Source organism: Stutzerimonas sp. R40042 (genome assembly GCF_026642215.1).
Lineage (GTDB): Bacteria > Pseudomonadota > Gammaproteobacteria > Pseudomonadales > Pseudomonadaceae > Stutzerimonas > Stutzerimonas frequens.
Genome location: NZ_CP113258.1, coordinates 933,134 through 958,837 on the forward strand (window position 1 = coordinate 933,134; position 25,704 = coordinate 958,837).

24 protein-coding genes are annotated in these 25,704 nt (G+C 67.3%); 15 read left to right on the plus strand and 9 right to left on the minus strand.

Annotation, left to right across the window (positions count from 1 at the left end):
* Positions 1-47: 47 nt before the first annotated feature.
* The 5 genes from moaA (at position 48) to OUY36_RS04335 (ending at position 6,153) form a co-directional block, all read left to right on the plus strand.
* A complete protein-coding gene (gene moaA, locus OUY36_RS04315; RefSeq protein ID WP_267936926.1) occupies positions 48-1,037 on the plus strand; it encodes a GTP 3',8-cyclase MoaA in 990 nt (329 codons plus the stop codon).
* A 240-nt stretch (positions 1,038-1,277) separates the two neighbouring features.
* On the plus strand, positions 1,278-1,823 hold the full coding sequence (moaB, locus tag OUY36_RS04320) for a molybdenum cofactor biosynthesis protein B (protein ID WP_267936927.1): 546 nt from the start codon (positions 1,278-1,280) through the stop codon (positions 1,821-1,823).
* On the plus strand, positions 1,820-3,052 hold the full coding sequence (locus OUY36_RS04325; protein WP_267936928.1) for a molybdopterin molybdotransferase MoeA: 1,233 nt from the start codon (positions 1,820-1,822) through the stop codon (positions 3,050-3,052). The genes moaB and OUY36_RS04325 overlap by 4 nt, the downstream gene beginning before the upstream one ends.
* 511 nt (positions 3,053-3,563) lie before the next feature.
* The gene (locus OUY36_RS04330; protein ID WP_063544212.1) at positions 3,564-3,971 is read left to right on the plus strand and encodes a diacylglycerol kinase; all 408 of its coding nucleotides are present in this window, start codon (positions 3,564-3,566) and stop codon (positions 3,969-3,971) included.
* A 28-nt stretch (positions 3,972-3,999) separates the two neighbouring features.
* The gene (locus OUY36_RS04335; protein ID WP_267936929.1) at positions 4,000-6,153 is read left to right on the plus strand and encodes an LTA synthase family protein; all 2,154 of its coding nucleotides are present in this window, start codon (positions 4,000-4,002) and stop codon (positions 6,151-6,153) included.
* 70 nt (positions 6,154-6,223) lie between these two features.
* Here OUY36_RS04335 and OUY36_RS04340 read toward each other — a convergent pair whose 3' ends face one another.
* A complete protein-coding gene (locus OUY36_RS04340; protein WP_267936930.1) occupies positions 6,224-6,748 on the minus strand; it encodes a hypothetical protein in 525 nt (174 codons plus the stop codon).
* 10 nt (positions 6,749-6,758) lie between these two features.
* Positions 6,759-7,163 carry a DUF1924 domain-containing protein gene (locus OUY36_RS04345; protein ID WP_267936931.1) on the minus strand — a complete coding sequence of 135 codons (405 nt, stop codon included), beginning with the start codon at positions 7,161-7,163 and terminating at the stop codon, positions 6,759-6,761.
* Between the two features lie 140 nt (positions 7,164-7,303).
* Here OUY36_RS04345 and OUY36_RS04350 point away from each other — a divergent pair, with 140 nt between their 5' ends.
* Entirely contained in the window at positions 7,304-8,860 is a 1,557-nt protein-coding gene (locus OUY36_RS04350) for a 2Fe-2S iron-sulfur cluster-binding protein (RefSeq protein WP_267936932.1), read from the plus strand.
* A 98-nt stretch (positions 8,861-8,958) separates the two neighbouring features.
* Here OUY36_RS04350 and OUY36_RS04355 read toward each other — a convergent pair whose 3' ends face one another.
* From OUY36_RS04355 to OUY36_RS04365, 3 genes are all read right to left on the minus strand, one after another.
* Entirely contained in the window at positions 8,959-10,365 is a 1,407-nt protein-coding gene (locus OUY36_RS04355; RefSeq protein WP_267936933.1) for an MBL fold metallo-hydrolase, read from the minus strand.
* A gap of 72 nt (positions 10,366-10,437) precedes the next feature.
* Complete coding sequence (gene trmA, locus OUY36_RS04360; protein WP_267936934.1) at positions 10,438-11,526, minus strand: tRNA (uridine(54)-C5)-methyltransferase TrmA; 1,089 nt, start codon at positions 11,524-11,526, stop codon at positions 10,438-10,440.
* A gap of 121 nt (positions 11,527-11,647) precedes the next feature.
* On the minus strand, positions 11,648-12,943 hold the full coding sequence (locus OUY36_RS04365; RefSeq protein ID WP_063544223.1) for an NCS2 family permease: 1,296 nt from the start codon (positions 12,941-12,943) through the stop codon (positions 11,648-11,650).
* Between the two features lie 130 nt (positions 12,944-13,073).
* Between OUY36_RS04365 and OUY36_RS04370 the strand changes: the two genes are divergently transcribed.
* From OUY36_RS04370 to OUY36_RS04395, 6 genes are all read left to right on the plus strand, one after another.
* Positions 13,074-13,637 (plus strand): DJ-1 family glyoxalase III, encoded by a 564-nt coding sequence (locus OUY36_RS04370; protein WP_267936936.1) that lies wholly within the window; start codon positions 13,074-13,076, stop codon positions 13,635-13,637.
* Positions 13,638-13,709: 72 nt separating this feature from the next.
* Entirely contained in the window at positions 13,710-14,684 is a 975-nt protein-coding gene (locus tag OUY36_RS04375) for an XdhC family protein (protein ID WP_267936937.1), read from the plus strand.
* Between the two features lie 7 nt (positions 14,685-14,691).
* Complete coding sequence (locus tag OUY36_RS04380; protein ID WP_267938085.1) at positions 14,692-15,282, plus strand: nucleotidyltransferase family protein; 591 nt, start codon at positions 14,692-14,694, stop codon at positions 15,280-15,282.
* A gap of 124 nt (positions 15,283-15,406) precedes the next feature.
* Entirely contained in the window at positions 15,407-15,919 is a 513-nt protein-coding gene (locus OUY36_RS04385; RefSeq protein ID WP_230725320.1) for a (2Fe-2S)-binding protein, read from the plus strand.
* The gene (locus OUY36_RS04390) at positions 15,916-16,902 is read left to right on the plus strand and encodes an FAD binding domain-containing protein (RefSeq protein ID WP_230725319.1); all 987 of its coding nucleotides are present in this window, start codon (positions 15,916-15,918) and stop codon (positions 16,900-16,902) included. The genes OUY36_RS04385 and OUY36_RS04390 overlap by 4 nt, the downstream gene beginning before the upstream one ends.
* The gene (locus OUY36_RS04395) at positions 16,899-19,100 is read left to right on the plus strand and encodes a xanthine dehydrogenase family protein molybdopterin-binding subunit (RefSeq protein WP_267936938.1); all 2,202 of its coding nucleotides are present in this window, start codon (positions 16,899-16,901) and stop codon (positions 19,098-19,100) included. Before OUY36_RS04390 ends, OUY36_RS04395 begins: the two co-directional genes overlap by 4 nt.
* Before the next feature lie 211 nt (positions 19,101-19,311).
* Here OUY36_RS04395 and OUY36_RS04400 read toward each other — a convergent pair whose 3' ends face one another.
* Positions 19,312-20,550, minus strand: coding sequence for an acyltransferase family protein (locus OUY36_RS04400; RefSeq protein WP_267936939.1), 1,239 nt, complete (start codon positions 20,548-20,550; stop codon positions 19,312-19,314).
* A gap of 141 nt (positions 20,551-20,691) precedes the next feature.
* On the opposite strand from OUY36_RS04400, the gene OUY36_RS04405 reads away from it, so the two are divergent.
* Together OUY36_RS04405 and OUY36_RS04410 are read left to right on the plus strand one after the other, a co-directional pair.
* Positions 20,692-21,771, plus strand: a complete 1,080-nt coding sequence (locus OUY36_RS04405; RefSeq protein WP_267936940.1) for a serine hydrolase — start codon at positions 20,692-20,694, stop codon at positions 21,769-21,771.
* Positions 21,768-22,823 carry a serine hydrolase gene (locus OUY36_RS04410; protein WP_267936941.1) on the plus strand — a complete coding sequence of 352 codons (1,056 nt, stop codon included), beginning with the start codon at positions 21,768-21,770 and terminating at the stop codon, positions 22,821-22,823. The genes OUY36_RS04405 and OUY36_RS04410 overlap by 4 nt, the downstream gene beginning before the upstream one ends.
* 35 nt (positions 22,824-22,858) lie before the next feature.
* Here the strand turns inward: OUY36_RS04410 and OUY36_RS04415 are convergent, their stop codons facing one another.
* From OUY36_RS04415 to OUY36_RS04425, 3 genes are read right to left on the minus strand one after another with little or no spacing between them, the layout of a single operon-like run.
* On the minus strand, positions 22,859-23,263 hold the full coding sequence (locus OUY36_RS04415) for a carboxymuconolactone decarboxylase family protein (protein ID WP_230725314.1): 405 nt from the start codon (positions 23,261-23,263) through the stop codon (positions 22,859-22,861).
* Positions 23,264-23,319: 56 nt separating this feature from the next.
* A complete protein-coding gene (locus OUY36_RS04420; RefSeq protein ID WP_079328904.1) occupies positions 23,320-23,697 on the minus strand; it encodes a MerR family transcriptional regulator in 378 nt (125 codons plus the stop codon).
* Entirely contained in the window at positions 23,694-24,821 is a 1,128-nt protein-coding gene (locus OUY36_RS04425; RefSeq protein ID WP_267936942.1) for a methyltransferase, read from the minus strand. Before OUY36_RS04425 ends, OUY36_RS04420 begins: the two co-directional genes overlap by 4 nt.
* Positions 24,822-24,917: 96 nt before the next feature.
* On the opposite strand from OUY36_RS04425, the gene OUY36_RS04430 reads away from it, so the two are divergent.
* Positions 24,918-25,694: a ferredoxin--NADP reductase gene (locus OUY36_RS04430; protein ID WP_200595746.1), complete on the plus strand. Its 777-nt coding sequence runs from the start codon at positions 24,918-24,920 to the stop codon at positions 25,692-25,694.
* Positions 25,695-25,704 lie beyond the last annotated feature (10 nt).

Sequence of the window (25,704 nt, forward strand, 5' to 3'; positions counted from 1 at the left end):
GGATGAAAAAGTGTCATCCACCCTACGAGGCTTCAGAGGTGTTATCGATGACTCAACTACGCGATGCCCACAACCGCCAGATCGACTACCTGCGCATGTCGGTCACCGACCGCTGCGACTTCCGCTGCGTCTACTGCATGGCCGAGGACATGACCTTCCTGCCGCGCCAGCAGGTGCTCGGTCTGGAGGAGCTGGAGCGCATCGCGCGCATCTTCGTCGGGCTGGGCGTGAAGAAGATCCGCCTCACCGGCGGCGAGCCGCTGGTACGCCAGGGCATCGTCGGTCTCTGCGAGCGCATCGCGGCCTTGTCCGGTCTGCGTGAACTGGTGATGACCACCAACGGCTCGCAGCTGGTCAGGCTCGCCGCACCGCTGGCACGGGCCGGGGTCAAGCGGCTGAACATCAGCCTGGATAGCCTGGACGCCGAGAAATTCCACGCCATTACCCGCACCGGCCAGCTGCAGCAGGTGCTCGACGGCATCGATGCGGCGCGCGCCGCCGGTTTCGAGCGGATCAAGCTCAATGCCGTGGTGATGAAGGGCCGCAACGCAGAGGAAGTCGCCGACCTGGTGGACTTCGCCATCGCCGGCGGGCTGGACCTGAGCTTCATCGAGGAAATGCCGCTGGGCGATGTCGGCCGTTCGCGCGGCGAGAGCTTCTGCTCCAGCGACGAGGTCAAGGCGCTGATCGCCGAGCGTCACGCGCTGATCGATTCGGCCGAGCAGAGCGGCGGTCCGGCGCGCTATGTGCGCCTGCCGGAGCATCCGCAGACGCGCATCGGCTTCATCTCGCCGCATTCGCACAACTTCTGCGCCACCTGCAACCGCGTGCGGCTGACCGTGGAAGGCCGCCTGCTGCTGTGCCTGGGCCACGAGCATTCCATCGACCTGCGTGCACTGCTGCGCCGCCACCCGACCAGCGACCAGCCGGTGATCGACGCCATTCACGCCGCGCTGCAACGCAAACCGCTGCGCCACGAATTCTCCAGCGGCGGCGAGGTCCAGGTATTGCGCTTCATGAACGCCAGCGGCGGTTGACTGCCCGCGCCGAACGGGCTGCGGGCCGACCGTTTTATTCGCTACCATCGGCCGGCACTGCCGGTCTGACCCATGCCCCGCTGCGTTGCAGTCGGGCTTGTCGCAAGGCTCGCTGACCAACGCCATGCGCGTTGGTCGACCTGCCGGCACCGCCTGTCGCGCGCCTACCTCCAACGGGGAATGGGCTGGCCCGCGGCGCCGGTGCAGCCTGCGCACACATCTTCAAGGGAGTTTCGAGCCATGGCTCACCTGTCCAACACCGAATTCCAGCCTCTGAACATCGCCGTGCTCACGGTGAGCGATACCCGCAACCTGGACACCGACACCTCCGGCCAGGCGCTGATCGACGGCCTGCAGAGCGCAGGCCATACGCTGGCCGAACGGGCCATCGTCAAGGACGACATCTGGCAGATCCGCGCTCGTGTGTGCAGCTGGATCGCCAGCGAAAACGTGCAGGTGGTGCTGATCACCGGCGGCACCGGCTTCACCGCCCGTGACAACACCCCGCAGGCCGTACAGCCGCTGCTGGACAAGGACGTCGATGGCTTCGGCGAGCTGTTCCGCCATGTATCGCTGAGCGAGATCGGCACCTCCACCGTGCAGTCCCGCGCGCTGGCCGGGATGAGCAACGGCACGCTGGTCTGCTGCATGCCGGGTTCGACCAACGCCTGCCGCACCGCCTGGAACAAGATTCTCGTCGAGCAGCTGGACAGCCGTACCAAGCCCTGCAACTTCGTCCCGCACCTGAAGGCGGCCGCGGTGGACAACTGCGGGCCACGCTCATGAGCGCCTGCGGCTGCGATACCGGCGGGCTGAAGCCGGTCGACGAGGCCATCGCCGAGCTGCTGGCGCGGGTGCCGACGCCGCCCGCGGTGGAAGAGGTCGCGCTGCGCGATGCCCTCGGTCGCGTGCTCGCCGAGCCGCTGGATGCCAGCTTTCCGGTGCCGCCCTGGGACAACAGCGCGATGGACGGCTATGCTCTGCGCGCCGCCGATCTGCCGGCCGAGGGCGGTGCGCTGCCACTGGCCGGACGCATCGCCGCCGGCGACGCCGCCAGTCAGCAATTGCCGGCCGGGCATGCGGTGCGCATTTTCACCGGCGCGCCGTTGCCGCCGGGCGCGGACGCCGTGGTGGCCCAGGAAAACTGCCGTATCGAAGGCGATCGCATCTGGCTGCCGGCGGTGAACGCCGGTGACAACGTGCGCTGCCTGGGTGAGGAAACCGCGGCTGGCGAGCGTCTGATCGACGCCGGCAAGCGTCTGCGCCCGCAGGAGCTCGGCCTGCTGGCGACCTTCGGCGTGGCGCGGGTGAAGGTGTACCGGCGTTTGCGCGTGGCGCTGCTGTCCAGCGGCAACGAACTGCGCGAGCCGGGCGAGCCGCTGGACGCCGGGCAGATCTACAACTCCAACCGCTACAGCCTGCTCGGCGTGTTGCAGAGCCTCGGCTGCGAGGTGCACGACTACCCGATCCTGATCGACGATCTGGGCGCCAGCCGCGACGCGCTGGCCGATGCGGCGAGCCGCTTCGACCTGATCATCACCTCGGGCGGTGTTTCGGTGGGCGAGGAGGATCATCTCAAGCAGGCGATTCGCGAATTGGGCGAGCTGCACCTGTGGCGTCTGGCGATCCAGCCGGGCAAGCCGCTGGCCTTCGGCGAAGTCAACGGCACGCCGTGGATAGGCCTGCCCGGCAACCCGGCGGCGGCGCTGGTCACCTCGCTGGTGGTGGCTCGGCCATTCCTGCTGCGCGCCCAGGGCTGCACGCAGGTGCAGGTCACGCCGCTGCGCCTGCCGGCCGGTTTCGCCTGGCGCAAGGCCAACGTGCGGCAGCAGTTCCTGCGCGCGCGGCTCGAAGCGGTCGATGGCCGGCTCGAGGTGCGTCTGTTCCCACGCCAGGGCTCGGCCATGCTGACCTCGGCGACTTGGGCGGATGGCCTGGCCATCGTCGAATGCCAGCGCACCCTCGCCGAAGGCGAGCTGGTGCAGTACCTGCCGTTCAGCGAACTGCTCGGCTGAGACATGCGAACGCCCGGTCGATGATGAGTCGACCGGGCGTTCTCATTCCTGGGTGCTGCTCCGTGACGCCGCGAGCGCGTTGCATCGACAGCGGGCTGGTGCAGTGGCGATTACCCGACAGCGTTTTCACTTCGCTGATAAAACACGGGGGAGCGTGGTCCTGCCGTGATCCCTGATAGCCGCGTCGCCGATCGATATCGGTACATGTAAAGCCAGCGAGCCTGTACCTACCGCCTAAGGCACCCGCCTTCGGAGGCGGCGGGGCAATCTGCTTTTCACTTTTTCTTCACATTCTTTTGACGAGGCGTTGATTCGCGTCTCGCTAGTTTGGCGTTCCGTTACCGACCGGAATGGCTCGCCATGACCACATCAAGCTCCACCCAGCTGGAGTTCTCGAGCAGATCCGGCTACCGGCGTGCGCTGGAGGCTCTCCACCGGCGCCCGGATGGATGGCCCCGACAGTGGCACGACCAGCAGGCCGCTCATCCCACCTCCAGTGAGGTGCGCTGCGATGTCATCTGAGCTCTCATCCGAGCGTGACCGCGCGGTGGCCGATGGCGCAGCGCTCAAGGGGCGCAGCGGACTGACGCGGCTGTGGCTCGCCGGCGGCTATTCGTTCGCCGGCCTCCGGGCCGCCTATGTCGGCGAGGCGGCGTTCCGCCAGGTGGTGGTGCTCAACCTGCTGCTGATCCCGCTGGCGTTTCTGCTCGACGTCAGCCGCGTCGAGCGCGCCGTGCTGATTGCCGTGGTGCTGCTGGCGCCCATCGTCGAGCTGCTCAATTCGGCCATCGAGGCCACCGTCGACCGCATTTCGCTGGAGCTGCACCCGCTGTCCAAGCGCGCCAAGGACATGGGTAGCGCGGCCCAGCTGCTGACCATGACGCTGATCGCCCTGGTCTGGGCGGTGATCCTGCTCTGAGTCCCTTCCCGTTGCCCAGGAATTTCCCATGACCGATGGAACCGCTCGCGCCCAGGCCGGCCAGCCCGGCCTGCGCCACCACCTGCTGTTCATGGCCGGCAGCGCGCTCGCACTGCTGATGCTGTTCACCCTGCTGCGTCTGGCATTGTTGCTGTACAACCGCGAGCTGCTCGGCGATGCCTCGCCGGCCACCCTGCTGGAAGGCTTCGGCAACGGCCTGCGCTTCGACCTGCGCCTGCTGGTCTACATCTGCGTGCCGCTGTCGCTGGCGGTGCTCAGTCGCCGCGCGATGGCCGCGCGCAGACTGCAGCGGCTCTGGCTGGCTGCCTGCGCCAGCTTGGTGATCCTCCTCGGCATGGTCGAGCTGAACTTCTACCAGGAATTCCACCAGCGCCTGAACGGCCTGGTCTTCCAGTACCTCGCCGAGGACCCGGCGACGGTGCTGAGCATGCTCTGGCATGGCTTTCCGGTGCTGAAGCTACTGAGTGTCTGGGGTGGGCTGACCCTGCTCTGGTCGCTGCTGTTCGGTTGGCTCGACCGCCGTTGCCGGCCACGCGCTGGGCTGCTGACCAAACGATCGGCAGCACCTATGCAGCTGAGCTGGCACTGGCGCGGTGCGACGCTGGTCGCGCTGGTCCTGATCAGCGTGGTCGCCGCTCGCGGCACCCTGCGCCAGGGCCCGCCGCTACGCTGGGGCGATGCCTTCACCACCGACTCGGTGTTCATCAACCAGCTCGGCCTGAACCCGGCACTGACGCTCTACGAGGCGGCGAAGAACCGCTATTCCGATCATCGCGACAATGCCTGGAAGGCCGTGCTGCCTGAGGACGAGGCGCTGGCGGTGACCCGCGAGCTGCTGTTGACCGGCAATGACCGGCTGGCCGACCCGGAGCTGGCCGCCGTGCGCCGCGACTATCGGGCGCCGGAGGCCGGTCGGCTGCCGGTGCGCAACGTGGTGGTGATCCTGATGGAGAGCTTTGCCGGCCGCTATGTCGGTGCGCTGGGCAGCAGCGACGGCATCACACCCAACTTCGATCGCCTGGCCGCTGAGGGCCTGCTGTTCGAGCGCTTCTTCGCCAACGGCACCCACACCCACCAGGGCATGTTCGCCAGCATGGCCTGCTTTCCCAACCTGCCGGGCTTCGAGTACCTGATGCAGTCACCGGAAGGCGGCAACCGCTTCTCCGGGCTGCCGCAGCTACTCAGCGCGCGGGCGTTCAATGATGTCTATGTCTACAACGGCGATTTTGCCTGGGACAACCAGCTGGGCTTCTTCGGCAACCAGGGCATGACCCGCTTCGTCGGCCGCAACGACTATATCGACCCGGTGGTGGCCGATCCGACCTGGGGCGTCTCCGATCAGGACATGTTCGACCGCGCGGTGCAGGAGCTCGGCGCCCTGGCACCGGGCGAACCCTTCTATGCATTGCTGCAGACGCTGTCCAACCACACGCCTTACGCGCTACCGGACCCGCTGCCAGTGCCGGCGGTCAGCGGTCATGGCTCGCAGGATGCGCACCTGACCGCCATGCGCTACTCCGACTGGGCGCTGGGCCGCTTCTTCGAGCAGGCCAAGCGCCGACCCTGGTACAAGGACACCCTGTTCGTGGTGGTTGGCGACCATGGCTTCGGCGCGCCGGAGCAGCTCACCGAGATGGACCTGTTCCGCTTCCATGTGCCGCTGCTGCTGATCGCCCCCGGCGTCACCGAACAGTTCGGTAGCCGTCGCGAAGTGGTCGGCACCCAGGTCGACGTGGTGCCGACCATCATGGGCCGCCTCGGTGGCGAGGTGCGCCATCAGTGCTGGGGCCGTGACCTGCTGGCACTGAACGAGCGCGATCCCGGCTTCGGCATCATCAAGCCCTCGGGCAGCGACCAGACCGTGGCGATGATTCGCGGCGAGCAGATTTTGGTCCAGCCCAAGGACCTCGAACCGCGGCTGTACCGCTACCGCCTCGGTGCCGACGCCTCGGCCGAGCGGGTCGCGGACGCCGCCAGCACAGCGCCGATGCTGCGCCAGCTGCAGGCCTATCTGCAGGTTGCCACCGCCAGTCTGCTGGCCAATAGCGCGGGCGACCGCGAGCGGGAAGAGCTAGAGACCGGGCAGAAACTGGCGCGTGCCGGCGGCGGGCAGCAGGTTGTGCTGCCGGCGCCGGGCGCTCGTCAGCCGCGTGAGGGGTGAGTTGCGGCGTGGTTCAGCGGCTTCGGCCCGGGTGTTCTGGCGTGAGTAAAGCGGGCGCACGGGCCGTCGCTCAGCGCGGAATCTTCACCCGGTCATCGTCGAAGTCGCCACGCTCGGCATCGCGGTGGCAGGCCACGCAGTTGAAGCGGCCACCGACCGATTCGCGGGCGAACTTGGCATCGCTGACTTCGTCGTGCTTGCGTTCGAACCATCGCGTCTGGCTGATGCGCGGCGGCTCGCCAGTGGTCGACGATGGTTCCACCGGCAGGCGGTTGGCGGCCGAGGCACGGACCAGAAAGTCGAGGATTTCCTTTTCCTGCGCTGGGTCCAGCGAGGCGTTGCTGCCGTAGTGATCACTCAGAGTGCGCATCTGCTCGCGCCAGGCATCGGCAGGCAGCAAGCCCGGGGAATAGAGCATGTGGCAGGCAGCGCATTCTTCTTTCCACACCAGCGGCGCGTCGCTCGGCACGGCCAGGCGCTTGGGCCGTTTGTAGCCCTTGCGTTCGTGGTGATCGTCATCGGCCAAGCTGAAACCGGCCAGGGTCAGTGCCAGGGTCAGGCCGGCGACGGTAGATAGCGCAACGATGGGTTTCATGGCCGTACTCCTACTTCAATCCAGTGATCCAGGCGATGAAGTCGCCCTTTTCCTGGGCGGTGCATTCGCGGGCGAAGACGTCGTCGCAGTTGCGACGGAACCACTTCTCGACCTTCTTCAGGTTGGTGAAGCGCTCGGGGTTGGCCACGGGTGCTAGCGGGTCGACCTTGCGGTGTGCGGGTGTCTTGCCCGCTTGGCGCGGGTCGGCGGTATGGCAGGTGGTGCAGCTCATGGTTTTGCCGTTGCGCTGCTCCTCGGCGACGTACAGCGCCTCGCCGCGCTCGGCGGAAAAGCCGGCGAAGGCCGGGTCCTGCTGACGGACCTGGGCGGCGTAGCCAGCCAGCAGCGGGTGCTCGGTTTCGGCCAGCGCCGGTAGGCTCAGGCAGCAGGCCAGGACGATCCAATGGGTTTTCATGGGGCACGCTCCAGTGAGGAATGAGCGCAGCCTAGGCCTGATGCCTTACGCGAAGCTGAATATGGCAGTTCGATGGCATTCAGTTTCGCTTCAGCTGGTGGGTTTACAAAAGTGGCACTTCCCATCCAGAGGATGCCATCGTGGCTGCCTTCAAGCGTTTTCGCCTGTTTCACTGGCTGCTCGCCGGATTCTTCGTCGCCGTCTACCTCAGTGGCGACGATGCCGAGCTGCTGCACGTCTGGCTGGGCTACGGCCTGGTCGCCCTGTTGGTGCTGCGCCTGCTGATTGCGCCGCTGCGTCCGCGCGGTTTTCCGCGCCTGCTGCCAGCCAGGCAGCAGCCGCGCAAACCGAGCCTGACCACGGTCGGTAGTTGGCTGACCTTTGGCACGCTGCTCAGCCTTGCCCTGGCCAGCCTGCTCGGGCTGGGCATGGTGGACAACGGCGATGTACTGGCGGTGCTGCTGGGTGTTGGTCCGGACCTGTTCGGTGCGGCCAGCGACCTCGATTTCGTCGGCTGGCTGGGCGATGCCGAGGAGGTGCACGAGTTCTTCGCCAATCTGGCGCTGACCCTGGTCGCGCTGCATATCGGCTATGTCTTGCTGTTCCGTCGCACTGCCGCCTGGGCGATGCTGCGCGGCCCGCGCCAGCCGGCCGAACCGGCCGCGCCGGTGTCGGTCGCGGTTTCCGAAACGCCGGTATTCGCCGCGCTGACGGTGATCTCGCGCCGGGCCGAGACGGCCGATACCGGCTCGTTCAGCCTGCAAGTGCCGGCGGAACTGCGCGAGCGTTTCGCCGCGCAGCCGGGGCAGTTCGTCACCCTGCGCGTGCCCTGCGCTGAGCGGCCGTTGCTGCGCTGCTATTCGCTGTCGAAACCGCTCGGCAGCGACGGCGTGCTGCGCATCACCGTGCGCCGCGTGCCCGGCGGGCGAGCTTCGAACTGGCTGCTGGATAACCTGCAAGTGGGTCAGCGTATCGAGCTGTTGCCGCCAGCCGGCCGCCTGGTGCCGGATGATCTGGACGGCGACCTGCTGTTGCTGGGCGCCGGCAGCGGTATCACACCGCTGCGTGCGATCCTCGAGGCGGCGCTCGAGCTCGGCCGCGGGCGCGTGTTCCTGTTCTATGCCAGCCGCGATGCCGCCTCGCTGATCTTCGCCGAGGAGCTGGCCGATCTTGCCGCACGCCATCCCGAGCGCCTGCAGCTGCGTATCTGGCTGGATGCCGAGCAGGGCGTGCCCAGTGGGCCGGCGATCGCCGCGAAGATCGCCGACTGGCCGCAGGGCGAGGCGTTCGTCTGCGGGCCGCAGCCGTTCATGGACGGTGCTTCGGTGGCGCTGGCCGAGCTTGGCGTGAAGAGCGACTCCATTCATGTCGAGCGATTCGATGCGCCCGTTCCCGCAGTGCCGCTCGGCGAACCGCGCCAGCCGCTGCGCAGCCGCCTGCAGGTGGCATTGGACGGCCGCCGGCATGCGCTGGATGTGCCGCAAGGCGAGGTGCTGCTGGACGCCATGGAGCAGGCCGGGCTGCAGCCGCCCAGCGCCTGCCGCTCCGGTGTCTGTGCGGCCTGCCGTTGTCGGGTGGTGGAGGGCAGCGTGAGCATGCGCAGCAATCAGGTGCTCAGCGACCAGCAGGTCCGCCAGGGCTGGACGCTAGCCTGCCAGGCGGTGCCGACCAGCGCGCGGCTGGCGGTGGAGTACTGACAGCCGCGGAAGGAGGGCGGCCGGCTTCTGCGCGGAACCGGCCAAGCGTGAATCAGCGTGCCCGAGCTATGCAGCGGGCACGCCTGGAGGACATCGCCTTACTCGTCGGAGCGGCTTTTCTCCACCGGCAGATCATGCCGCTGCCAGGCCATCCACGAGCCGGGAATGTTCACCACGTCGCGGAAGCCTTCGCGCTTGAGGATGCTCGCGGCGATCGAGGCGCGGTAGCCGCTGCCGCAGTACGTCGCCACGGTCTTGCTGCGGTCCAGCTGCCCCAGCCCGTCGGGCAGGTGGGCGACGAAGGCGTGCTCGGCACCAGGCACACGGCCCTGTGCGACTTCCTCGGGGGAGCGTACGTCGAGCACCTGCACCTGCGGATCCACGCGACGACGGTTCAGTTCGTGCACCGTCCACTGTTCGACGCGCGCCAGCGGCAGGCCGGCGTTCTGCCAGTCGGTCATGCCGTTGCGTAGGTAGCCTTCCACACGATCCAGCCCGATGCGATAGAGCTGCAGCGTGGCCTGCTGAACCTGCTGGCTGTCTTCGCCGATCAGGTAGATCGGCCGCTGGTCATCGAGCATCCAGCCGGCCCAGCTGACGAACTCGTTTTGCAATGCGATGTTCAGTGCGCCATCCACATGGCCGCCGCCAAAGGCGAGTATCGAACGCAAGTCCACCAGCTGCACCGCTTCCTTGTCGGCGATGCGCTCGGCGAAACGCTCCGGTGACAGTGGCGGCGGCAGCGCCGGCCCATGGATGCGTGTGGCCGGCCGCACGTTGTAGCGCTTGAGTCGCGCATAGTGGCGTGGTGGTTCGGGCATCCCGGTCAGCAGCCAGTCGACGAATTCGCTTTCGCTGCGGCGCTGGTTGAGCGCCGGGTTGAACAACAGCTCGTTGCCGAGCGTGGAGCGTCGGCGATCACCGATGGATTTGCCGCAGGCCGAGCCCGCGCCGTGGCAGGGATAGATCTCGACGCGCTCACCGAGCGGCAGGTAGCGAGTGAAGAGGGTGGCATAGAGCTGTGCGGCCAGCTGTTTGGTGCTGTCTTCGCCGAGCAGGTCGGGGCGGCCGACGTCGAGGTTGAACAGGGTGTCGCCGGTGAACAGCGCGAACGGCTCGTCGCCCTGCTGGCCGTCGCGCAGCAGCAGCGAAATGTGTTCTGGCGTGTGGCCGGGCGAGTAGATGATTTCCAGGCTGACCTGGCCGAGCTCCAGCACCTCGCCATCGGCCGCCTGGCGCAGCTCGAAGGCATAGTCCGGCGAGCAGCCACCGATGATCTTGGCACCACTGCGTTCGGCCAGCGCCTGGGCGCCGGAGACGAAGTCGGCATGGATGTGGGTTTCGATGGCGTAGGCGATGCGCAGGCCCTTCTCACGGGCCAGGTCGAGGTAGACATCGACGTCGCGGCGAGGGTCGATCACCGCAGCGATCGCGGCCTTGCTGTCGCCCACCAGGTAGGAGATCTGCGCCAGGCCATCGGTATAGATCGGCTCGAACACCAGCATGGTTGCACCTCCGTAACGGCTGAATGGTTACGGATGTGGAACGTCGACGGGTTGCCGACGTTCACTCGCCGATCATTTGCGGACCAGCAGAACCCCGGATTCCATATGGTGCGTGTAGGGGAACTGGTCGAACAGCGCGCAGCGCTCGATGCGATGGGTGTCGGCCAGCTGGGCGATGTTCTGCGCCAGGGTTTCCGGGTTGCAGGAGATGTAGAGGATGCGCTCGAAACGGCGGGCCAGCTCGCAGGTGTCCGGGTCCATGCCGGCGCGCGGCGGGTCGACGAAGATACTGCCGAACTGGTAGCTCTTCAGGTCGATATGGGCCAAGCGGCGGAACGGGCGCACCTCGTTGAGGGCCTGGGTCAGTTCTTCGGCGGAGAGGCGTACCAGCTCGATGTTGTCGATGCCATTGTCTTCGATGTTGGCCAGCGCGGCGTTGACCGAGGTCTTGCTGATCTCGGTGGCCAGCACGCGGCGCACGCGGGTGGCCAGCGGCAGGGTGAAGTTGCCGTTGCCGCAGTACAGCTCCAGCAGGTCGTCGTCGCGCTCGCCGAGCGCTTCGAAGGCCCAGTTCAGCATCTTCTGGCAGACCTCGCCGTTGGGCTGGGTGAAGGCGCCTTCCGGCTGGCGATAGCGGAAGCGGCGTCCGGCGACCACCAGCTGTTCTTCCACGTAATCGCGGCCGATGACGATGCGCTTGCCCTTTGAACGGCCAACCAGGCTGACGCCGAGGTCGGCGGCGAGCTGCTCGGCTTCGGCCTGCCAGGCCTCGTCCAGCGGGCGGTGGTAGGCGAGGGTGATCAGCGCATCGCCGCTCAGGGTGGTGAGAAATTCCACCTGGAACAGTTTGAAGCTGAGCACTTCCGAGGCCTGCCAGGCGGCCTTGAGTCGTGGCATCAGCTCGTTGATGCGGCGGCTGGCGATGGGGAAGTCGTCGATCAGGATCGCCTTGTGCTTGTCGCCCTGCTCGAACATTGCGTAATGGCGCTGGCCGTCTTCGCGCCACAGGCGGAACTCGGCACGCAGGCGGTAATGCTCGCGCGGCGAGTCGAAGACCTCGGCTGCCGGTGCATCGAACGGTGCCAGCAGCTCCTCCAGCCGGGCGGCTTTCTCGGCGAGTTGGGCGGCATAAGTGGCGGGATCGAATTGCGGAGCGCTCATGAAGACTCTTGGATAGGAAGGTAAATCGTAGGGTGGATCGGGGCGCGCAGTTGACGCCTCATCCATCCACCGTCGCCGGGTGAAAGGTGGATGAAAAAGCGCCATCCACCCTTACGGAGCGTCAGCCAGCGAACCAGCCCAGCTTGACCACGAATAGCGCCGAGAGAATCCACATCGCCGGGCTCAGCTCGCGCCAGCGGCCGGCCAGCAGCTTGATGGCGGTCCAGGCGATGAAGCCGAAGGCGATGCCGTTGGCGATGGAGAAGGTCAGCGGCATGGCCAGCGCGGCGATGGCCACCGGCGCGGCGACGGTGAGGTCGTCCCAGTCGATGCCGGCCAGGCTGCTCATCATCAGTACGGCGACGAACAGCAGCGCCGGGGCGGTGGCATAGGCCGGCACGGCGCCGGCCAGCGGGGCGAAGAACAGGCTGAGCAGGAACAGCAGGGCGACCACGCAGGCGGTCAGGCCGGTGCGGCCACCGGCAGCGGTACCGGCGGCGGATTCGATGTAGCTGGTGGTGGTCGAGGTACCCAGCGCCGCGCCGGCCATGGTGGCGGTGCTGTCGGCGAGCAGGGCGCGGCCCAGGCGCGGCATCTTGCCGTCCTTGTCCAGCAGCTCGGCTTTCTGCGCCACGCCGATCAGGGTGCCGGAGGTGTCGAACAGGTCGACGAAGAGGAAGGCGAAGATCACGCTGATCAGGCCGATGTCCAGCGCACCCATGATGTCCAGCTGCATGAGGGTCGGCGCCAGCGACGGCGGCATCGACACCACGCCGTTGAGCTGCGACAGGCCGAGCAGGATCGACAGGCCGGTGACTACCAGGATGCCGATCATCACCGCACCGGTGACCTTGCGGTAGGCCAGCGCGGCGATCAGGAAGAAGCCCAGGCACGCCAGCAGCGGGCCGCCGGCGCTGAGGTCGCCAAGGCCGACCAGGGTGGCCGGGTTGTCCACCACGATGCCGGCGTTCTTCAGGGCGATGATCGCCAGGAACAGGCCGATACCGGCGGCAATGCCGGCACGCAGGGCCAGCGGAATGCTGTGGATGATCCACTCACGGATCTTGAAGATCGACAGGCCGAAGAAGATCAGGCCGGAGAGGAACACCGCACCCAGCGCGGTCTGCCAGGTGTAACCCATGGTCAGCACCACGGTGTAGGTGAAGAAGGCGTTCAGGCCCATGCCCGGTGCCAGCGCGATCGGGTAGTTGGCGACCAGGCCCATGATCGCCGAGCCGATGGCTGCCGCCAGGCAGGTGGCGACGAACACCGCGCCGTGGTCCATGCCGGTCTCGGCGAGGATGCTCGGGTTGACGAAGAGGATGTAGGCCATCGTCAGGAAGGTGGTGATGCCGGCCAGGATCTCGGTGCGCAGCGTGGTGTTGTGCGCCTTGAGTTGAAACAGCTTTTCCAGCATGGTCGATCCTCTTGTGCCGGTTAAGTGTGGGGCCGTCGCCTCTGGCGGGCGGCTGGCCTGTCGTCGCAAAAGCCGGGCATCTTACACCGGCCGGCAGCGCGGTTGAATTTCCATTGAGCAGGTGAACGCCATGAGCAAACGTGTCCTGATTCCGATCGCCGACGGTTCCGAAGACCTGGAGACCGTCACCCTGATCGACGTGCTGCGCCGCGCCGAGTTCGACGTGGTGGTGGCCAGCGCCGAGGAACGGCGCATGCTGACCTGTGCGCGCGGCACCCGGATCACTGCCGACGCCATGCTGCTCGATGTGCTGGCGCAAGACTTCGACCTCATCGTGCTGCCCGGCGGCATGCCTGGCGCGAAGACCCTCGGCGAGCTGGAGCCACTGGCCGAGCGCGTACGCCAGCAGGCCCGCGCCGGACTGGACTACGCGGCGATCTGCGCCGCGCCGGCGGTGGCGCTGCACCCCTACGGCGTGCTCAAGGGCCGCCAGGTGACCTGCTACCCAGGCATGAGCGACAACCTCACCGGCACGCATTTCCTCGATCAGCCGGTGGTGGTGGACGGCAACTGCATCACCAGCCAGGGCCCGGCGACCGCCCTGGAATTCGCCCTGATCCTGGTGGAGCGCCTGGCCGGACGAGGCAAGCGGCGCGAGGTGGCCGAGGCCATGCTGGTGCCGGCGACGAACTAACCACGCAGCCCATCGGTCACTGCTTGCATTGCCGGAAGCTCCGGCGGCAATTGGCTGAATCCGAGGAAAGCGATGGACAGTGTCGATCTGGCAGTGCTGCGGCGTGCCCGCGACTGGTTGCGTGACGGTCACGCGGTGGTGCTCTACACGGTGATCGAAACCTGGGGCAGCGCGCCGCGCCCGGTGGGCTCGCTGCTGGCGCTGCGCGGCGACGGCCGCGTCGAGGGCTCGGTGTCCGGTGGCTGCGTCGAGGACGACCTGCTCGCCCGGGTCATGGCCGATGAGCCACCGTCGACCTGCCAGCTGATCACCTATGGCGTGAGCAAGGAGGAATCCGCGCGTTTCGGCCTGCCTTGCGGCGGCACCCTGCGCCTGCTGCAGGAGCCGTTGCGCGATGCCGGCTGGATCGACGAGCTCCTGACGCGCTGTGCCGCACACGAGCGGCTGCTGCGCCGGCTGGACATGGCCAGCGGCGCGGTCGTCCTGCAGCCCGCCGGGCGTGAGGCTGTGCTGCAGTTCGACGGGCATACCCTACGCGCGCCATTCGGTCCGGCCTGGCGCCTGCTGATGATCGGCGCCGGGCAGCTGTCGCGCTATGTTGCCGACCTGGCTCACGGCCTCGGCTTCGAGGTGCTGATCTGTGACCCACGCGAAGGCTATGCCCACGACTGGAATCCGGCCGCCGTGCGCTTCGTGCCCGGCATGCCGGACGACGCCGTGCTGGCCATCGAGCCGGATGCGCACACCGCCATCGTCGCGTTGACCCACGACCCGCGGCTGGACGACATGGCGCTGCTCACCGCGCTGCAGTCCGAAGCCTTCTACGTCGGCGCCCTGGGCTCGCGGGTCAATAGCGAGAAGCGCAAGGCGCGCCTGCTCTCGCTGGGCCTTGGCGAGCGCCAGGTGCAGCGCCTGCACGGCCCCATCGGGCTGCCCATCGGCAGCCGCACGCCGGCGGAAATTGCCCTGTCGCTGATGGCCGAGGTGGTGGCGCTGAAGAATGGCGCCCTGGCGCCGAGCCTGTCGGCGCAGCAGCGCTGTGCCTGAGCGCAGGGTGCCTGGTGCCGGTGTCTGCGCCATCGTGCTCGCCGCCGGGCAGGGCAGCCGCTACCGCGCCATAGGCGGGGCAGACAAGCTGCTGGCGCCGAGCCTCAGCGATGCGCCGGCGCCGCCGGTGCTCGCCGCCACGCTGGCGAACCTGCGCGGCGTCGCCGAGCGGCTGCTGGTGGTGACCCGCGCCGACAATGGTCCGCTGCACGACTGGCTTGGCGCCCATGCCGGGGACTGCGAGCGGCTGCTGGTGGAGACCCGTGGCCTCGGTCATAGCCTGGCCCAGGCGGTCGCCCATGCACCGGTGGCCCGCGGCTGGCTGGTGGCGCTGGGCGACATGCCCTATGTCCAGCCAGCGACCCTGCGGGCCATCGTCGCGGCGATCGACCACGGCAATCTGGTGGTGCCTGTCCATCAGGGGCGGCCAGGCCATCCGCGCGGGATTGGTGGCGCTTATCGCGAACGGTTGCTGCAGCTCGATGGCGATCGCGGTGCCCAGGCGCTGTTCGCCCGGCATGCCGTGCAGCAGCTGGAGGTGGACGACCCCGGCGTGTTGCAGGACATCGACCACCCGGACGATCGCCGGCGGTGCTGATCCGATAAGCCTGCACGGCGATGCTCCGGACCCCGCTGAGGGAGCTGAACGATTTCGGCGCCACGCCAGTCGTACCCCAAGACGCACGGACAGCGCACACCAATGCCCAAACCGTGAGGCCGCCATGAGCGAACATTCTTCAGCTGCAGGCCAGACCTGCACCATCAGCCTGGAGCTGAACGGCGAACGCCGTGAGCTCCAGGTGCAACCCTGGACCACCTTGCTCGACCTGCTGCGCGACCAGCTCGGCCTGACCGGCACCAAGAAAGGCTGCGATCACGGCCAGTGCGGCGCCTGCACGGTGCTGCTCGACGGGCGGCGCATCAACAGCTGCCTGACCCTGGCGGTGATGCACGACGGCGCGCGTCTGACCACCATCGAGGGCATGGCCAGCACCGAGGCGCTGCACCCGCTGCAGGCCGCCTTCGTCAAGCACGATGCCTTCCAGTGTGGTTATTGCACGCCGGGGCAGATCTGCTCGGCGGCCGGGCTCGCGGCCGAGCACCGCGCCAGCAGCCGCGACGAGATCCGCGAACACATGAGCGGCAACCTCTGCCGCTGCGGCGCCTATCCGAACATCCTCGCCGCCATCGAAGAGGCGCTGCCGGCGCTACGTGGCCAGGAGGGTGCGCAATGACGCCGTTCAGCTACCAGCGCCCCGAACGTATCGACCAGGCCATCGCCTTGCACGGGCCGGACAGCCGCTATATCGCCGGTGGCACCAACCTGCTCGACCTGATGAAGGAAAACGTGCTGCATCCGGGCCAGCTCATCGACATCAACGGCCTGCCGCTTCGCGAGATCGAACAGACCGCCGAGGGTGGCCTGCGCATCGGTGCGCTGGTGAGCAACGCCGACCTGGCCTGGCACCCGCAGATCGAGCAGCGCTACCCGCTGCTGAGCAAGGCCATTCTTGCCGGCGCATCGCCGCAGCTGCGCAACATGGCCAGCACCGGCGGTAACCTGCTGCAGCGCACCCGCTGCTACTACTTCTATGACACCGCCACCCCGTGCAACAAGCGCGAGCCGGGCTCCGGCTGCGGCGCACGCGACGGGCGCAACCGCATCCACGCCATCCTCGGTGCCAGCGAGGCGTGCGTCGCCGTGCATCCCTCGGACATGTGCGTCGCGCTGGCGGCGCTCGACGCGCGGGTGCATATCGAAGGGCCACATGGCCAGCGGCGCATTGACCTGGTGGACTTTCACCGCCTGCCCGGCGACCAGCCGCAGCTGGACAACGTGCTCACCGAGGGCGAGCTGATCACCGCCATCGAACTGCCGGTGGAGGGCTTCGCCAGCCACTGCGCCTACCTCAAGGTGCGTGACCGCGCGTCCTACGCCTTCGCCCTGGTGTCCGTCGCGGCGGCGCTGGAGATGGATGGCAACATCATCCGCCGCGGGCGTATCGCGCTCGGGGGGGTGGCGCACAAACCCTGGCGCCTGGAGGAGGCCGAAGACCTGCTCAGTGGTCAGCGCGCCGAGCCGGCGAGGTTCGCCGCGGCGGCCGATCGCCTGCTGCAAGGTGCGCAACCGCTTGCCGACAATGCCTTCAAGATCGACCTGGCCCATCGCGCCATCGTGCGCGCGCTCACCGAAGCCGCCGGAGGAACCGTCCGATGAACAGCGCCAACTCTCCACTCGGCAAGCCGCTGGACCGTGTCGACGGCCCGCTCAAGGTCACCGGCAAGGCCTGCTATGCCGCCGAAGCCGAGGTGCCGGGGCTGCTCTACGGCGCGGTGGTCTCGAGCCGCATCGCCCGTGGCCGAGTCACGCGCATCGATGCCGCCGCGGCCGAGGCGCTGCCCGGCGTGCGACTGGTCCTTACCCATCAGAACCGCCCGCCGGTGGCCAGCTACGACGAGCCCTACGAGGACGACGACGCAGCCGACGGCTCGCCGTTCCGCCCGCTGTACAACGACCGCGTGCTCTACAGCGGCCAGCCTCTGGCGCTGGTGGTGGCCGAGACCCAGGCCCTGGCGCGCCATGCGGCGAGCCTGGTGCGAGTCGAATACGAGGGCGAGGCGCACCAGACCGATCTGCAGGCCGTGCGCGATCAGGCCCACGATGCGCCTGCCGAGCTGCCCGAGCCGCGTGGTGATTTCGACTCGGCGTTCGCGGCGGCGGCAAATCGCATCGACCGTGAGTACGAGACTCCGGTGGAACACCACAACCCCATGGAACCGCATGCTTCCATCGTCCAGTACCAGCCGGGCGGGGAGCTGCTGATCCACGACAAGACCCAGGGCGTGCAGAACTGCCAACGCTACCTGGAGCAGGTGTTCGACATGGAGGGCAAGATTCGCGTGCTCGCGCCCTTCGTCGGCGGTGCCTTCGGCTCCGGCCTGCGCCCGCAGTACCAGTTGCCGCTGGCGGTTATGGCCGCGCTCAAGCTGAAGGCCTCGGTGCGCGTCGAGCTGACCCGCCAGCAGATGTTCACCTTCGGCTATCGCCCGCGCACCGTGCAGCAGCTCAAGCTCGCCGCCGATGGTGACGGGCGGCTGCAGGCCATCGAACACAGGGCCATCGGCCAGACCTCGCGCTTCGAGGACTTCACCGAGCACGAGGTGGAGTGGTCCGGCATGCTCTACGCCTGCGACAACGTGCGCCTCGGCTACCGTCTGGCGCCGCTCGACGTCTATACCCCGCTGGACATGCGCGCCCCGGGGGCGACCATTGGCGTCTATGCGCTGGAGTGCGCGATGGACGAGCTGGCTTATGAAGTCGGTATCGATCCGCTGGAGCTGCGCCTGCGCAATTACACCGAGACCAACGGTAACGAGGGCAAGCGCTATTCCAGCAAGGAACTGCGTGCCTGCTACCAGCAGGGCGCCGAGCGTTTCGGCTGGTCGCGGCGCCCGACGCAGCCACGCAGTCTGCGCGACGGCCATCAGCTGGTCGGCATGGGCATGGCCACCGGTGTCTGGGAGGCGATGCAGATGCCGGCCTCCGCTCGCGCCTGTCTCGACGCGGACGGAAGGCTGCTGGTAACCAGCGCCACCGCCGACATCGGCACCGGCACCTACACCGCGATGACCCAGATCGCCGCCGACGCCATGGGCCTGCCGATGAGCGAAGTGGAATTCCGTCTCGGCGACTCCAGCCTGCCGCAGGCGCCGCTGGAAGGCGGTTCGGCCACCGTGTCCTCGGTCGGTAGCGCGGTGCAACGCGCCTGCGCCGGCCTGCGGCAGAAGCTGCTGGATGCCGTGCAGCAGTCGCCGGCTTCGCCCTTTACCGGGGCGAATCTGGACGCGGTGGAGTTCGTCGATGGCGAGCTGCGGCTGAAAACCGGCGAACATGCCGTGGCGCTGCGCGACATCGTCCAGGTCAGCGGGGCGCTGGACGCCGAAGCCAGCGTCAAGCCCGACGAGAAGCGCGACGCCTGGGCGACCGCGACCCATTCGGCGGTGTTCGTCGAGGTGCGCGTCGACGAGGACCTTGGCACCATCAAGGTCAGTCGCGTGGTCAGTGCGATTGCCGCGGGCCGTATCGTCAATCCGAAGACGGCCGGCAACCAGATCGTCGGCGGCGTGGTCTGGGGCATCGGCCAGGCGCTGCACGAGGAGACGCTGATCGACCACCGGCTCGGCCGCTACATGAACCACAACCTCGCCGAGTACCACATCCCGGTGAACGCGGACATTCCGGAGGTCGACGTGATCTTCGTCGAGGAGCACGACGAGGTGGTCAACGATCTCGGGTCGAAGGGAGTAGGGGAGATCGGCATCGTCGGCGTGGCGGCGGCAGTGGCCAATGCGATCTACAACGCGACCGGCAAGCGGGTTAGGGACCTGCCGATTACCCTGGATAAATTGCTGTAGTCGCCGGCGCGCTAGGTGGGCTTCGGCCCGCCTAGCGGCTGCGTCAGCTGGAGCCGCTGATCGTGCCCCCACGCAGCGCCGTGGTGGGCGCGCCGTTTGGACGCTACGCGTTCGGAGGGGTTGGGGTCCGTGTTGCCTGTAGATTGTCGGTTGTGATCCTTTCTTCGCTTGTTCTGGCGCGCGTGGGCATGCGACTTCACGCGCCCCTGCATCAAACCTTCAATACCCGCCTCAGCAGGAACTGCCTCACCGGCACCACCGCTCGCTCCTGCGCCAGCACGCACACCACGATGCACAATCCCAGATACAGCGGATAGAAGGCCGGCGTCAGCGCCAGTTCCCCCGCCTGAGCCACGCAATCCGTCCAGTCCTCGAGGCATTCGGCCGACAGTGCCCCGAGCAGCTTCTCCGAGCGCGAGAAGAGGATGAACACCGGCACATGCAGCACGAACAGCGGCAACGAGGCCGCGCCCAGGCGCTGTGACCAGCCGACCACTGCGGCACTGCGTGGCGTGGCGATCAGCGCGCAGAGCCAGACCAGCGCCAGTTGCGCCGGCAGCAGCAGGCCGTTGTGCAACAGGAAGTACCAGTAGCGTTCGCCCTTGAGCAGCCACACCGTGGCCAGAAAGCTCGCCAGCACGAAGGCCCCCAGCGCCAGCCGTGCTGCGATGCCGAGTTGCCCGTCGGCCGCTCGCCATTCGCGGAACAGCCCGCAGAGCAGAATGCCGGCGAGAAATTCCGGCAGCCGCAGCAGCGGCATGCGGTGCAGCATGCCGGTGACGGGGATGCCGTAGGCATCCTGCTGGATCGCCCACAGCGGCGGCAGCAGGTAGAGCGCGGCGATTGCCAGCAGCCACCAGCCCTTGTGGCGCAGGCGCATCAGGCGCGGTGCCAGCAGCGGGAAGCACAGGTAGAAGAAGAACAGCGTGGAGATCGACCACAGCGGCGGGTTGAACGTCAGGTACAGCGGGTTCCAGGCATGCAGCATCAGCAGCTGCAGAATGAAGTTGAACGCCAGCTCGCGGTTGTTCATGAAGTACTCGAGGGCGTCGCGGGCCTCGCCGCTGAGCTCCTCGTTGGTGTCGTAGACCACATAGCGCAGGCTCGCCTTGGCGTCGTCCGGCGGAATGCCTAGCTTGGCGATGATGGTCAGCACGATGGCCGTCAGCAGCAGCGAGAACAGGTGCAGCGGGTAGAGGTTGGCCAGGCGTTTGCCGAGAAAATGCCGCGCCGGCTCGCGCAGTTCGCCCTGTCGGCAATAGACGTGCGCCAGCAGAAAGCCGGAGAGGACGAAGAAGCTGCTGGTGGCGAAGAAGCCGACGCCGGCCAGCTCCGAGAGCCAGGTCGGCTCGTCTTCGACGTAGGCGTGCACGGTATGGAACAGCACGACGTAGATGGCCAGCAGAAAGCGCAGCCACTCCAGCCCGATGAAATGTTCGGTGCGCGCCACAGCCCGCTCCTGTGTCGGTTGATAGTCATCGGACTCGCATCGACGCCAGCGGTTGCGCCGCACCGGTAATCGGGACGCGGTGCACGGCAGCCGGCGCCGGTGGTCGGATAGGTGGGAAATGCACCATCGATCCGGAGGCCCATGTTGTTGCCCGCCCCGCTACGTTCACCGCTCGCCGTTCTATGTCTGCTGCTGATCACATTGCCGCTTGCCCAGCGCGCCGTCGCGCAGGACAGCATCGAATGGAGCGGCCCGTTACTGGCGCGTCTGGCCCAGGTGGACAGGCAGACACCGGGGCAACTGGGCGTCTACGTTAAGGACATGCAGACCGGCATCTCGGTCTCCTACCACGGCGAAGACGCCTGGTACCTGGCCTCGACGGTCAAGGTGCCGATTGCCATCGCCGTGCTGCGCCGTGTCGAGCAGGACGATTTGACGCTGGACAGCCCGGTGACCCTGCTTGCCAGCGACTACGTCGACGGTGCCGGCCCGACCAACCGCCATGCGCCGGGCAAGGCCCTGAGCGTGCGCTATCTGCTGGACCAGATGCTGATCCACAGCGACAACACCGCCAGTGACATGCTGATCAGGCTGGTCGGCATCGACCAGGTCAATGCGGTTACCCGCGAGCTGGTGCCGGAGGGCTTCGGGCCGATCACCACCCTGGCCGATGTGCGACGGCTGATCTACGGCGAATTGCATCCGGCGGCGCGCACGCTGTCCGGTAAGGATTTTCTCGCCCTCAAGCGGCAGCCGAACGACGCCGGCCGCCTGGCCTTGCTGCCGCGGCTGATCGGCGTGGAGCGCAGCGCGCTGGTGCCCATCAGCCTCGGCGAGGCTTACGAGCGTTACTACGCCACGCCGTTCAATTCCGGCACGCTGAAGGCCTATGGCGATCTGCTCTCGGCACTCGATGCCGGCACCGCGCTGGGGCCGGCGAGCACCGAGTACCTGCTGAGCGTGATGCGCCGGGTCGAGACCGGCGCGCGGCGAATCAAGGCTGGCCTGCCGTCCGGCACCGTGCTCGCTCACAAGACCGGCACCCAGCGCGCGCGCATCTGCGATGCCGGGCTGGTGGACCAGCCAGGCGCGGCGAACTCGACGTCCCAGCGCCTGATCATTGTCGCCTGCGTGCGCGGGGTGGCCTCCACCACCCAGGCCGAGCGGGCATTGCGTGGCACCGGCGAGGCCGTCGCCGCAGCGGGGTTGATTCGAAGATGAGCAGATTGATGGCGTTGGGCGCACTGCTGGTGCCACTGGCCGGCTTGACGGCCTGCACCGAACAGGCCGAGGCGACCTGGAAGGATGGGCTGGAGCAGGAGCTGCGTCGGGTCGACGAGGCGTCGCCGGGCAAGCTCGGCGTGTACATCAAGCATCTGGGCGAGGACGCCGAGCTGCGCTACGACGCCGAGCGCTTCTGGTACCTGGGCTCGGCAGTGAAGGTGCCGATCGCTCTGGCCGTGCTGCAGGGCGTCGATGATGGCGAGTTTCGCCTCGATCAGCGGCTGACGCTGGAGGCGGAGGACAAGGTGGACGGCTCCGGCGATCTGGTCTGGCAGGACAACAGCGTCGATTACTCGCTGCGCGACCTGCTCGAGGAAATGCTCATCGAAAGCGACAACACGGCCGCCAACATGCTGATCCGCCTGGTCGGCGAGGATGCGCTCAACCAGCGCACCCGCAAGAGCATGGGCGGCGACTTCGAGGCCATCACCAGCTTTACCCAGGTGCGGCGCGACGTATACGGCGAGGTACATCCTGATGCCGCCCGGCTGGACAACATGCAGCTGGTGGAGCTGGCCTCAGCCCCGTTCAGCAAGCCGCGTTACGATGCGCTGGCGCGGGTGCTCAATCTGCAGCAGGACGAATTGAAGGCGGCGAGCATGGAGCAGGCCTACGAGCGCTACTACGCCCGCCAGCTCAACTCCAGCAGCCTGGTGGCCTACGGCACGATGCTGGAAAAACTGGTGCGCGGGGAACTGCTGTCGGCCGAGAGCCGCGATCTGCTGTATGGCTTCATGAAGCTCGATTCCTACGACAACTACCGGCTCGAGGCCGGGCTACCGGAGGACGTGCCCTTCATCCAGAAGACCGGCACGCAGCTGGAACGCGCCTGCCATGTGGGCGTGATCGAGCCGCAGGACGAGCACCGTGCGATCGTCGTGGTGGCCTGCGCCGAAGGCCTGGACGAGGGCAAGGAAGCCGGCAGCCTGTTCGAACAGGTCGGCCAGGCGATCAGCAAGGCACTGCTGAGCGAGGCGCCGCCGAACTGAGCCGCGCCTGCAGCAAGGGCAAGCCCGGCGGTTGGTCATTCGTTGGCGTTGCCGGTCGGCAGCAAACCTCGTTCGGCGAATACCGCCTTGACGGTGTGCATGCCATTGAGTGCCGCCGGGAAGCCTGCATAAACCGCCATCTGGATGACCACTTCGACGATCTGCTCCGGCGTGCAGCCGACATTCAGCGCGCCGTGAACGTGCACCGCCAGCTGCGGTTGGCAGTGGCCGAGCGCGGTGAGCGCCGCCACGGTCGCCAGCTCGCGCTGGGGGAGGTCCAGGCCGGGGCGCTGATAGATGTCGCCGAAGGGAAACTCGATCACGTAGCGGGCCAGGTCCGGTGCGATGGCTTGCAGGCTGTCGATGACCTTGCGCCCGGCTTCGCCGTCAATTTCTTCGAGCTTGGCCAGGCCGTTTGTGTAGCGGGTCGATGCAGACATGGAGCTTTCCTCTCAATAGGTCAGAGGAAAGCCTGCGGGTTGGAGTCAGCTCCAGGTCAAGCGGAAGTTTGCTGCCGATACAGGGCGATCTTCGCGCGCAACGCGTCGAGATGATCATGGTCGCGCTGGATGCGTTCCTGCAGCCGCGCCGCATGTTCTTCGAGCAGCGCCTGGCGCGCCGCCAGCGTGGTATCGCCGCATTCGCGCAGTTCGGCATAGCGGATGATGTCGTCCAGCGCCATGCCGGTGTCTTTCAGGCGCAGGATGAAGCCGATCCACTCCAGGTCGCGTGGGCCATAGACGCGAAAACCGCTGGCATCCCGAGCGACCTGTCGCAGCAGGCCGATCTTCTCGTAATAGCGCAGCGTGTCGGCGGACAGCCCGGTACGTGCGGCGAACTGCCGGATGCTCAGGCGGACCGGCACCTCGTTCATGCCTTGATCGACCGCAGAACGACGAACTTCGGCGTGGCGGCGACCTGCTCGGCATTGCCGAACAGACGTTTGAGCTTGAGGTGATAGCCGAGGTGGCGATTGCCAACGATCCACAGCTCACCGCCCTTGGTCAGTGCCGCCTTGGCCTGGGTGAACATGCGCCAGGCGAGGAAATCGCCGACCACCTGCTGCTGGTGGAACGGCGGATTGCACAGCACCAGATCCAGCGAGGCCGGCGGCTGCTCGGCCAGGCCGTCGCCGGCGCGGATATCGGCCGGGCGCTCGCCGAGGATCGCCTGCCAGTTCTCGCGCGCCGACTGCACCGCCATGTAGCTCTCGTCCACCAGGGTCAGCTCCGCCTGCGGGTTACCCAGCGCATAGACGATGCCGAGCACGCCGTTGCCGCAGCCGAGGTCGGCGACACGCAGCGCGCCGAGCGCCTTGGGCAGATGCGGCAGAAAGGCGCGCGTGCCGATGTCGAGCCCCTCGCGACAGAACAGGTTGGCGTGGTTGAGCAGTTCCAGTTTTGGCTGGTCGAGCTGATAGCAGGTCGGGTAGGGCGACTGTGGCGCCGGCTTGTCGACCGGCGTGGCGCTGAGCAGGCGGGCCTTCTTTACCGCCAGCGAAGCCTGCACCGGGCCGATGTACTGCTCCAGCAGATCGCCGGCGGCACGCGGCAGGTGCTTGATCATCGCCGCCGCGATCACCTGCGCGCCGGGCGCCAGCTGGTCGTGCAGACGGATCAGCTGTTCTTCCAGCAGCGCAAGGGTCTTCGGTACGCGAATCAGCACCCGGTCGAACGGGCCTTGGGCGACCTCGCTGGCGGGAACGAAACGCACGCGGTCGGCCGGCAGGTCGTTGCGTGCCAGGTTTTTCTGCAGGGCCAGGTGCGCCAGATGCGAGTCGCCGCTGCTGGTCACCTCGACATGCGCGGCCAGCGAGCAGGCCAGCGCACCGAAGCTGTCGTTGAGAATCAGCACCCGCGCGGCCGCCGGCAAACCCTGTCCATGCAGCGTGGCGAGCAGGTATTCGTCGGCGGCGTCGAAGGCCTGCAACGGCTCGTTGGGCTGCTCCGGTTGGCGGATCAGGTCGAGGCTGGCGTACGGGGTGTCGAGAATAGGCATGAGAACTGGCGGTGTTTATCTGCGTCGGAAAGGAGTATCAACGATTCACGGGCGCTGCGAGCGGCAGGTCCGGCAGATGCTCGGAGGGAGCGAAGTATGACCGCCAGCGAAGAGAAGTTCACCCGCCAGCGCCTGCTCGAGGTGCAGACGCTGACGCCCAACCTGTTCACCCTGCGTACCAGCCGTGATCCCGGCTTTCGCTTCACCGCCGGGCAGTTCGCCCGCCTCGGCGTACGCAAGCCCAGCGGCTGTATCGTCTGGCGTGCCTATTCGATGGTCTCGGCGCCGCATGATGAGTTTCTCGATTTCTTCTCCATCGTGGTGCCGGACGGCGAATTCACCAGCGAGCTGAGCCGGCTCAAGGTCGGCGACGAGTTGCTGGTGGACAAGCAGGCCTTCGGCTTCCTGACGCTGGATCGCTTTCCCGATGGCCGTGACCTCTGGCTGCTGGCCACCGGCACCGGGATCGCGCCGTTCCTGTCGATCCTGCAGGACTTCGAGGCCTGGCAGCGCTTCGAGCGCATCATTCTCGTCTACAGCGTGCGCGAGGCCCGTGAACTGGCCTATCAGCGGCTGATCGCCGAACTGCCGCAGCGCGACTACCTGGAAGGACTGGGCACGAAGCTGCTGTACCTGCCGGTAGTCACGCGCGAACGGGTGCCCGGCGCGCTGCATGGGCGCATCACCACGCTGATCGAGAACGGCGAACTGGAGCGCGCCGCCGATCTGCAGCTGACGCCGGAGCATTCGCGGATCATGCTCTGCGGCAACCCGCAGATGATCGAGGACACCCGTGCGGTACTGAAAGCCCGCGATCTGAACCTGGCGATGACCCGCAGGCCGGGGCAGGTGGCAGTGGAGAACTACTGGTAGTCGATTGCCG

Bases quoted from the DNA above. Each gene is read 5' to 3' on its own strand.
- moaA (WP_267936926.1), top strand. From the start codon at position 48: ATGACTCAACTACGCGATGCCCACAACCGCCAGATCGACTACCTGCGC.
- moaB (WP_267936927.1), top strand. From the start codon at position 1,278: ATGGCTCACCTGTCCAACACCGAATTCCAGCCTCTGAACATCGCCGTG.
- OUY36_RS04325 (WP_267936928.1), top strand. From the start codon at position 1,820: ATGAGCGCCTGCGGCTGCGATACCGGCGGGCTGAAGCCGGTCGACGAG.
- OUY36_RS04330 (WP_063544212.1), top strand. From the start codon at position 3,564: ATGTCATCTGAGCTCTCATCCGAGCGTGACCGCGCGGTGGCCGATGGC.
- OUY36_RS04335 (WP_267936929.1), top strand. From the start codon at position 4,000: ATGACCGATGGAACCGCTCGCGCCCAGGCCGGCCAGCCCGGCCTGCGC.
- OUY36_RS04340 (WP_267936930.1), bottom strand. From the start codon at position 6,748: ATGAAACCCATCGTTGCGCTATCTACCGTCGCCGGCCTGACCCTGGCA.
- OUY36_RS04345 (WP_267936931.1), bottom strand. From the start codon at position 7,163: ATGAAAACCCATTGGATCGTCCTGGCCTGCTGCCTGAGCCTACCGGCG.
- OUY36_RS04355 (WP_267936933.1), bottom strand. From the start codon at position 10,365: ATGCTGGTGTTCGAGCCGATCTATACCGATGGCCTGGCGCAGATCTCC.
- trmA (WP_267936934.1), bottom strand. From the start codon at position 11,526: ATGAGCGCTCCGCAATTCGATCCCGCCACTTATGCCGCCCAACTCGCC.
- OUY36_RS04365 (WP_063544223.1), bottom strand. From the start codon at position 12,943: ATGCTGGAAAAGCTGTTTCAACTCAAGGCGCACAACACCACGCTGCGC.
- OUY36_RS04370 (WP_267936936.1), top strand. From the start codon at position 13,074: ATGAGCAAACGTGTCCTGATTCCGATCGCCGACGGTTCCGAAGACCTG.
- OUY36_RS04375 (WP_267936937.1), top strand. From the start codon at position 13,710: ATGGACAGTGTCGATCTGGCAGTGCTGCGGCGTGCCCGCGACTGGTTG.
- OUY36_RS04385 (WP_230725320.1), top strand. From the start codon at position 15,407: ATGAGCGAACATTCTTCAGCTGCAGGCCAGACCTGCACCATCAGCCTG.
- OUY36_RS04390 (WP_230725319.1), top strand. From the start codon at position 15,916: ATGACGCCGTTCAGCTACCAGCGCCCCGAACGTATCGACCAGGCCATC.
- OUY36_RS04395 (WP_267936938.1), top strand. From the start codon at position 16,899: ATGAACAGCGCCAACTCTCCACTCGGCAAGCCGCTGGACCGTGTCGAC.
- OUY36_RS04405 (WP_267936940.1), top strand. From the start codon at position 20,692: ATGTTGTTGCCCGCCCCGCTACGTTCACCGCTCGCCGTTCTATGTCTG.
- OUY36_RS04410 (WP_267936941.1), top strand. From the start codon at position 21,768: ATGAGCAGATTGATGGCGTTGGGCGCACTGCTGGTGCCACTGGCCGGC.
- OUY36_RS04415 (WP_230725314.1), bottom strand. From the start codon at position 23,263: ATGTCTGCATCGACCCGCTACACAAACGGCCTGGCCAAGCTCGAAGAA.
- OUY36_RS04420 (WP_079328904.1), bottom strand. From the start codon at position 23,697: ATGAACGAGGTGCCGGTCCGCCTGAGCATCCGGCAGTTCGCCGCACGT.
- OUY36_RS04425 (WP_267936942.1), bottom strand. From the start codon at position 24,821: ATGCCTATTCTCGACACCCCGTACGCCAGCCTCGACCTGATCCGCCAA.
- OUY36_RS04430 (WP_200595746.1), top strand. From the start codon at position 24,918: ATGACCGCCAGCGAAGAGAAGTTCACCCGCCAGCGCCTGCTCGAGGTG.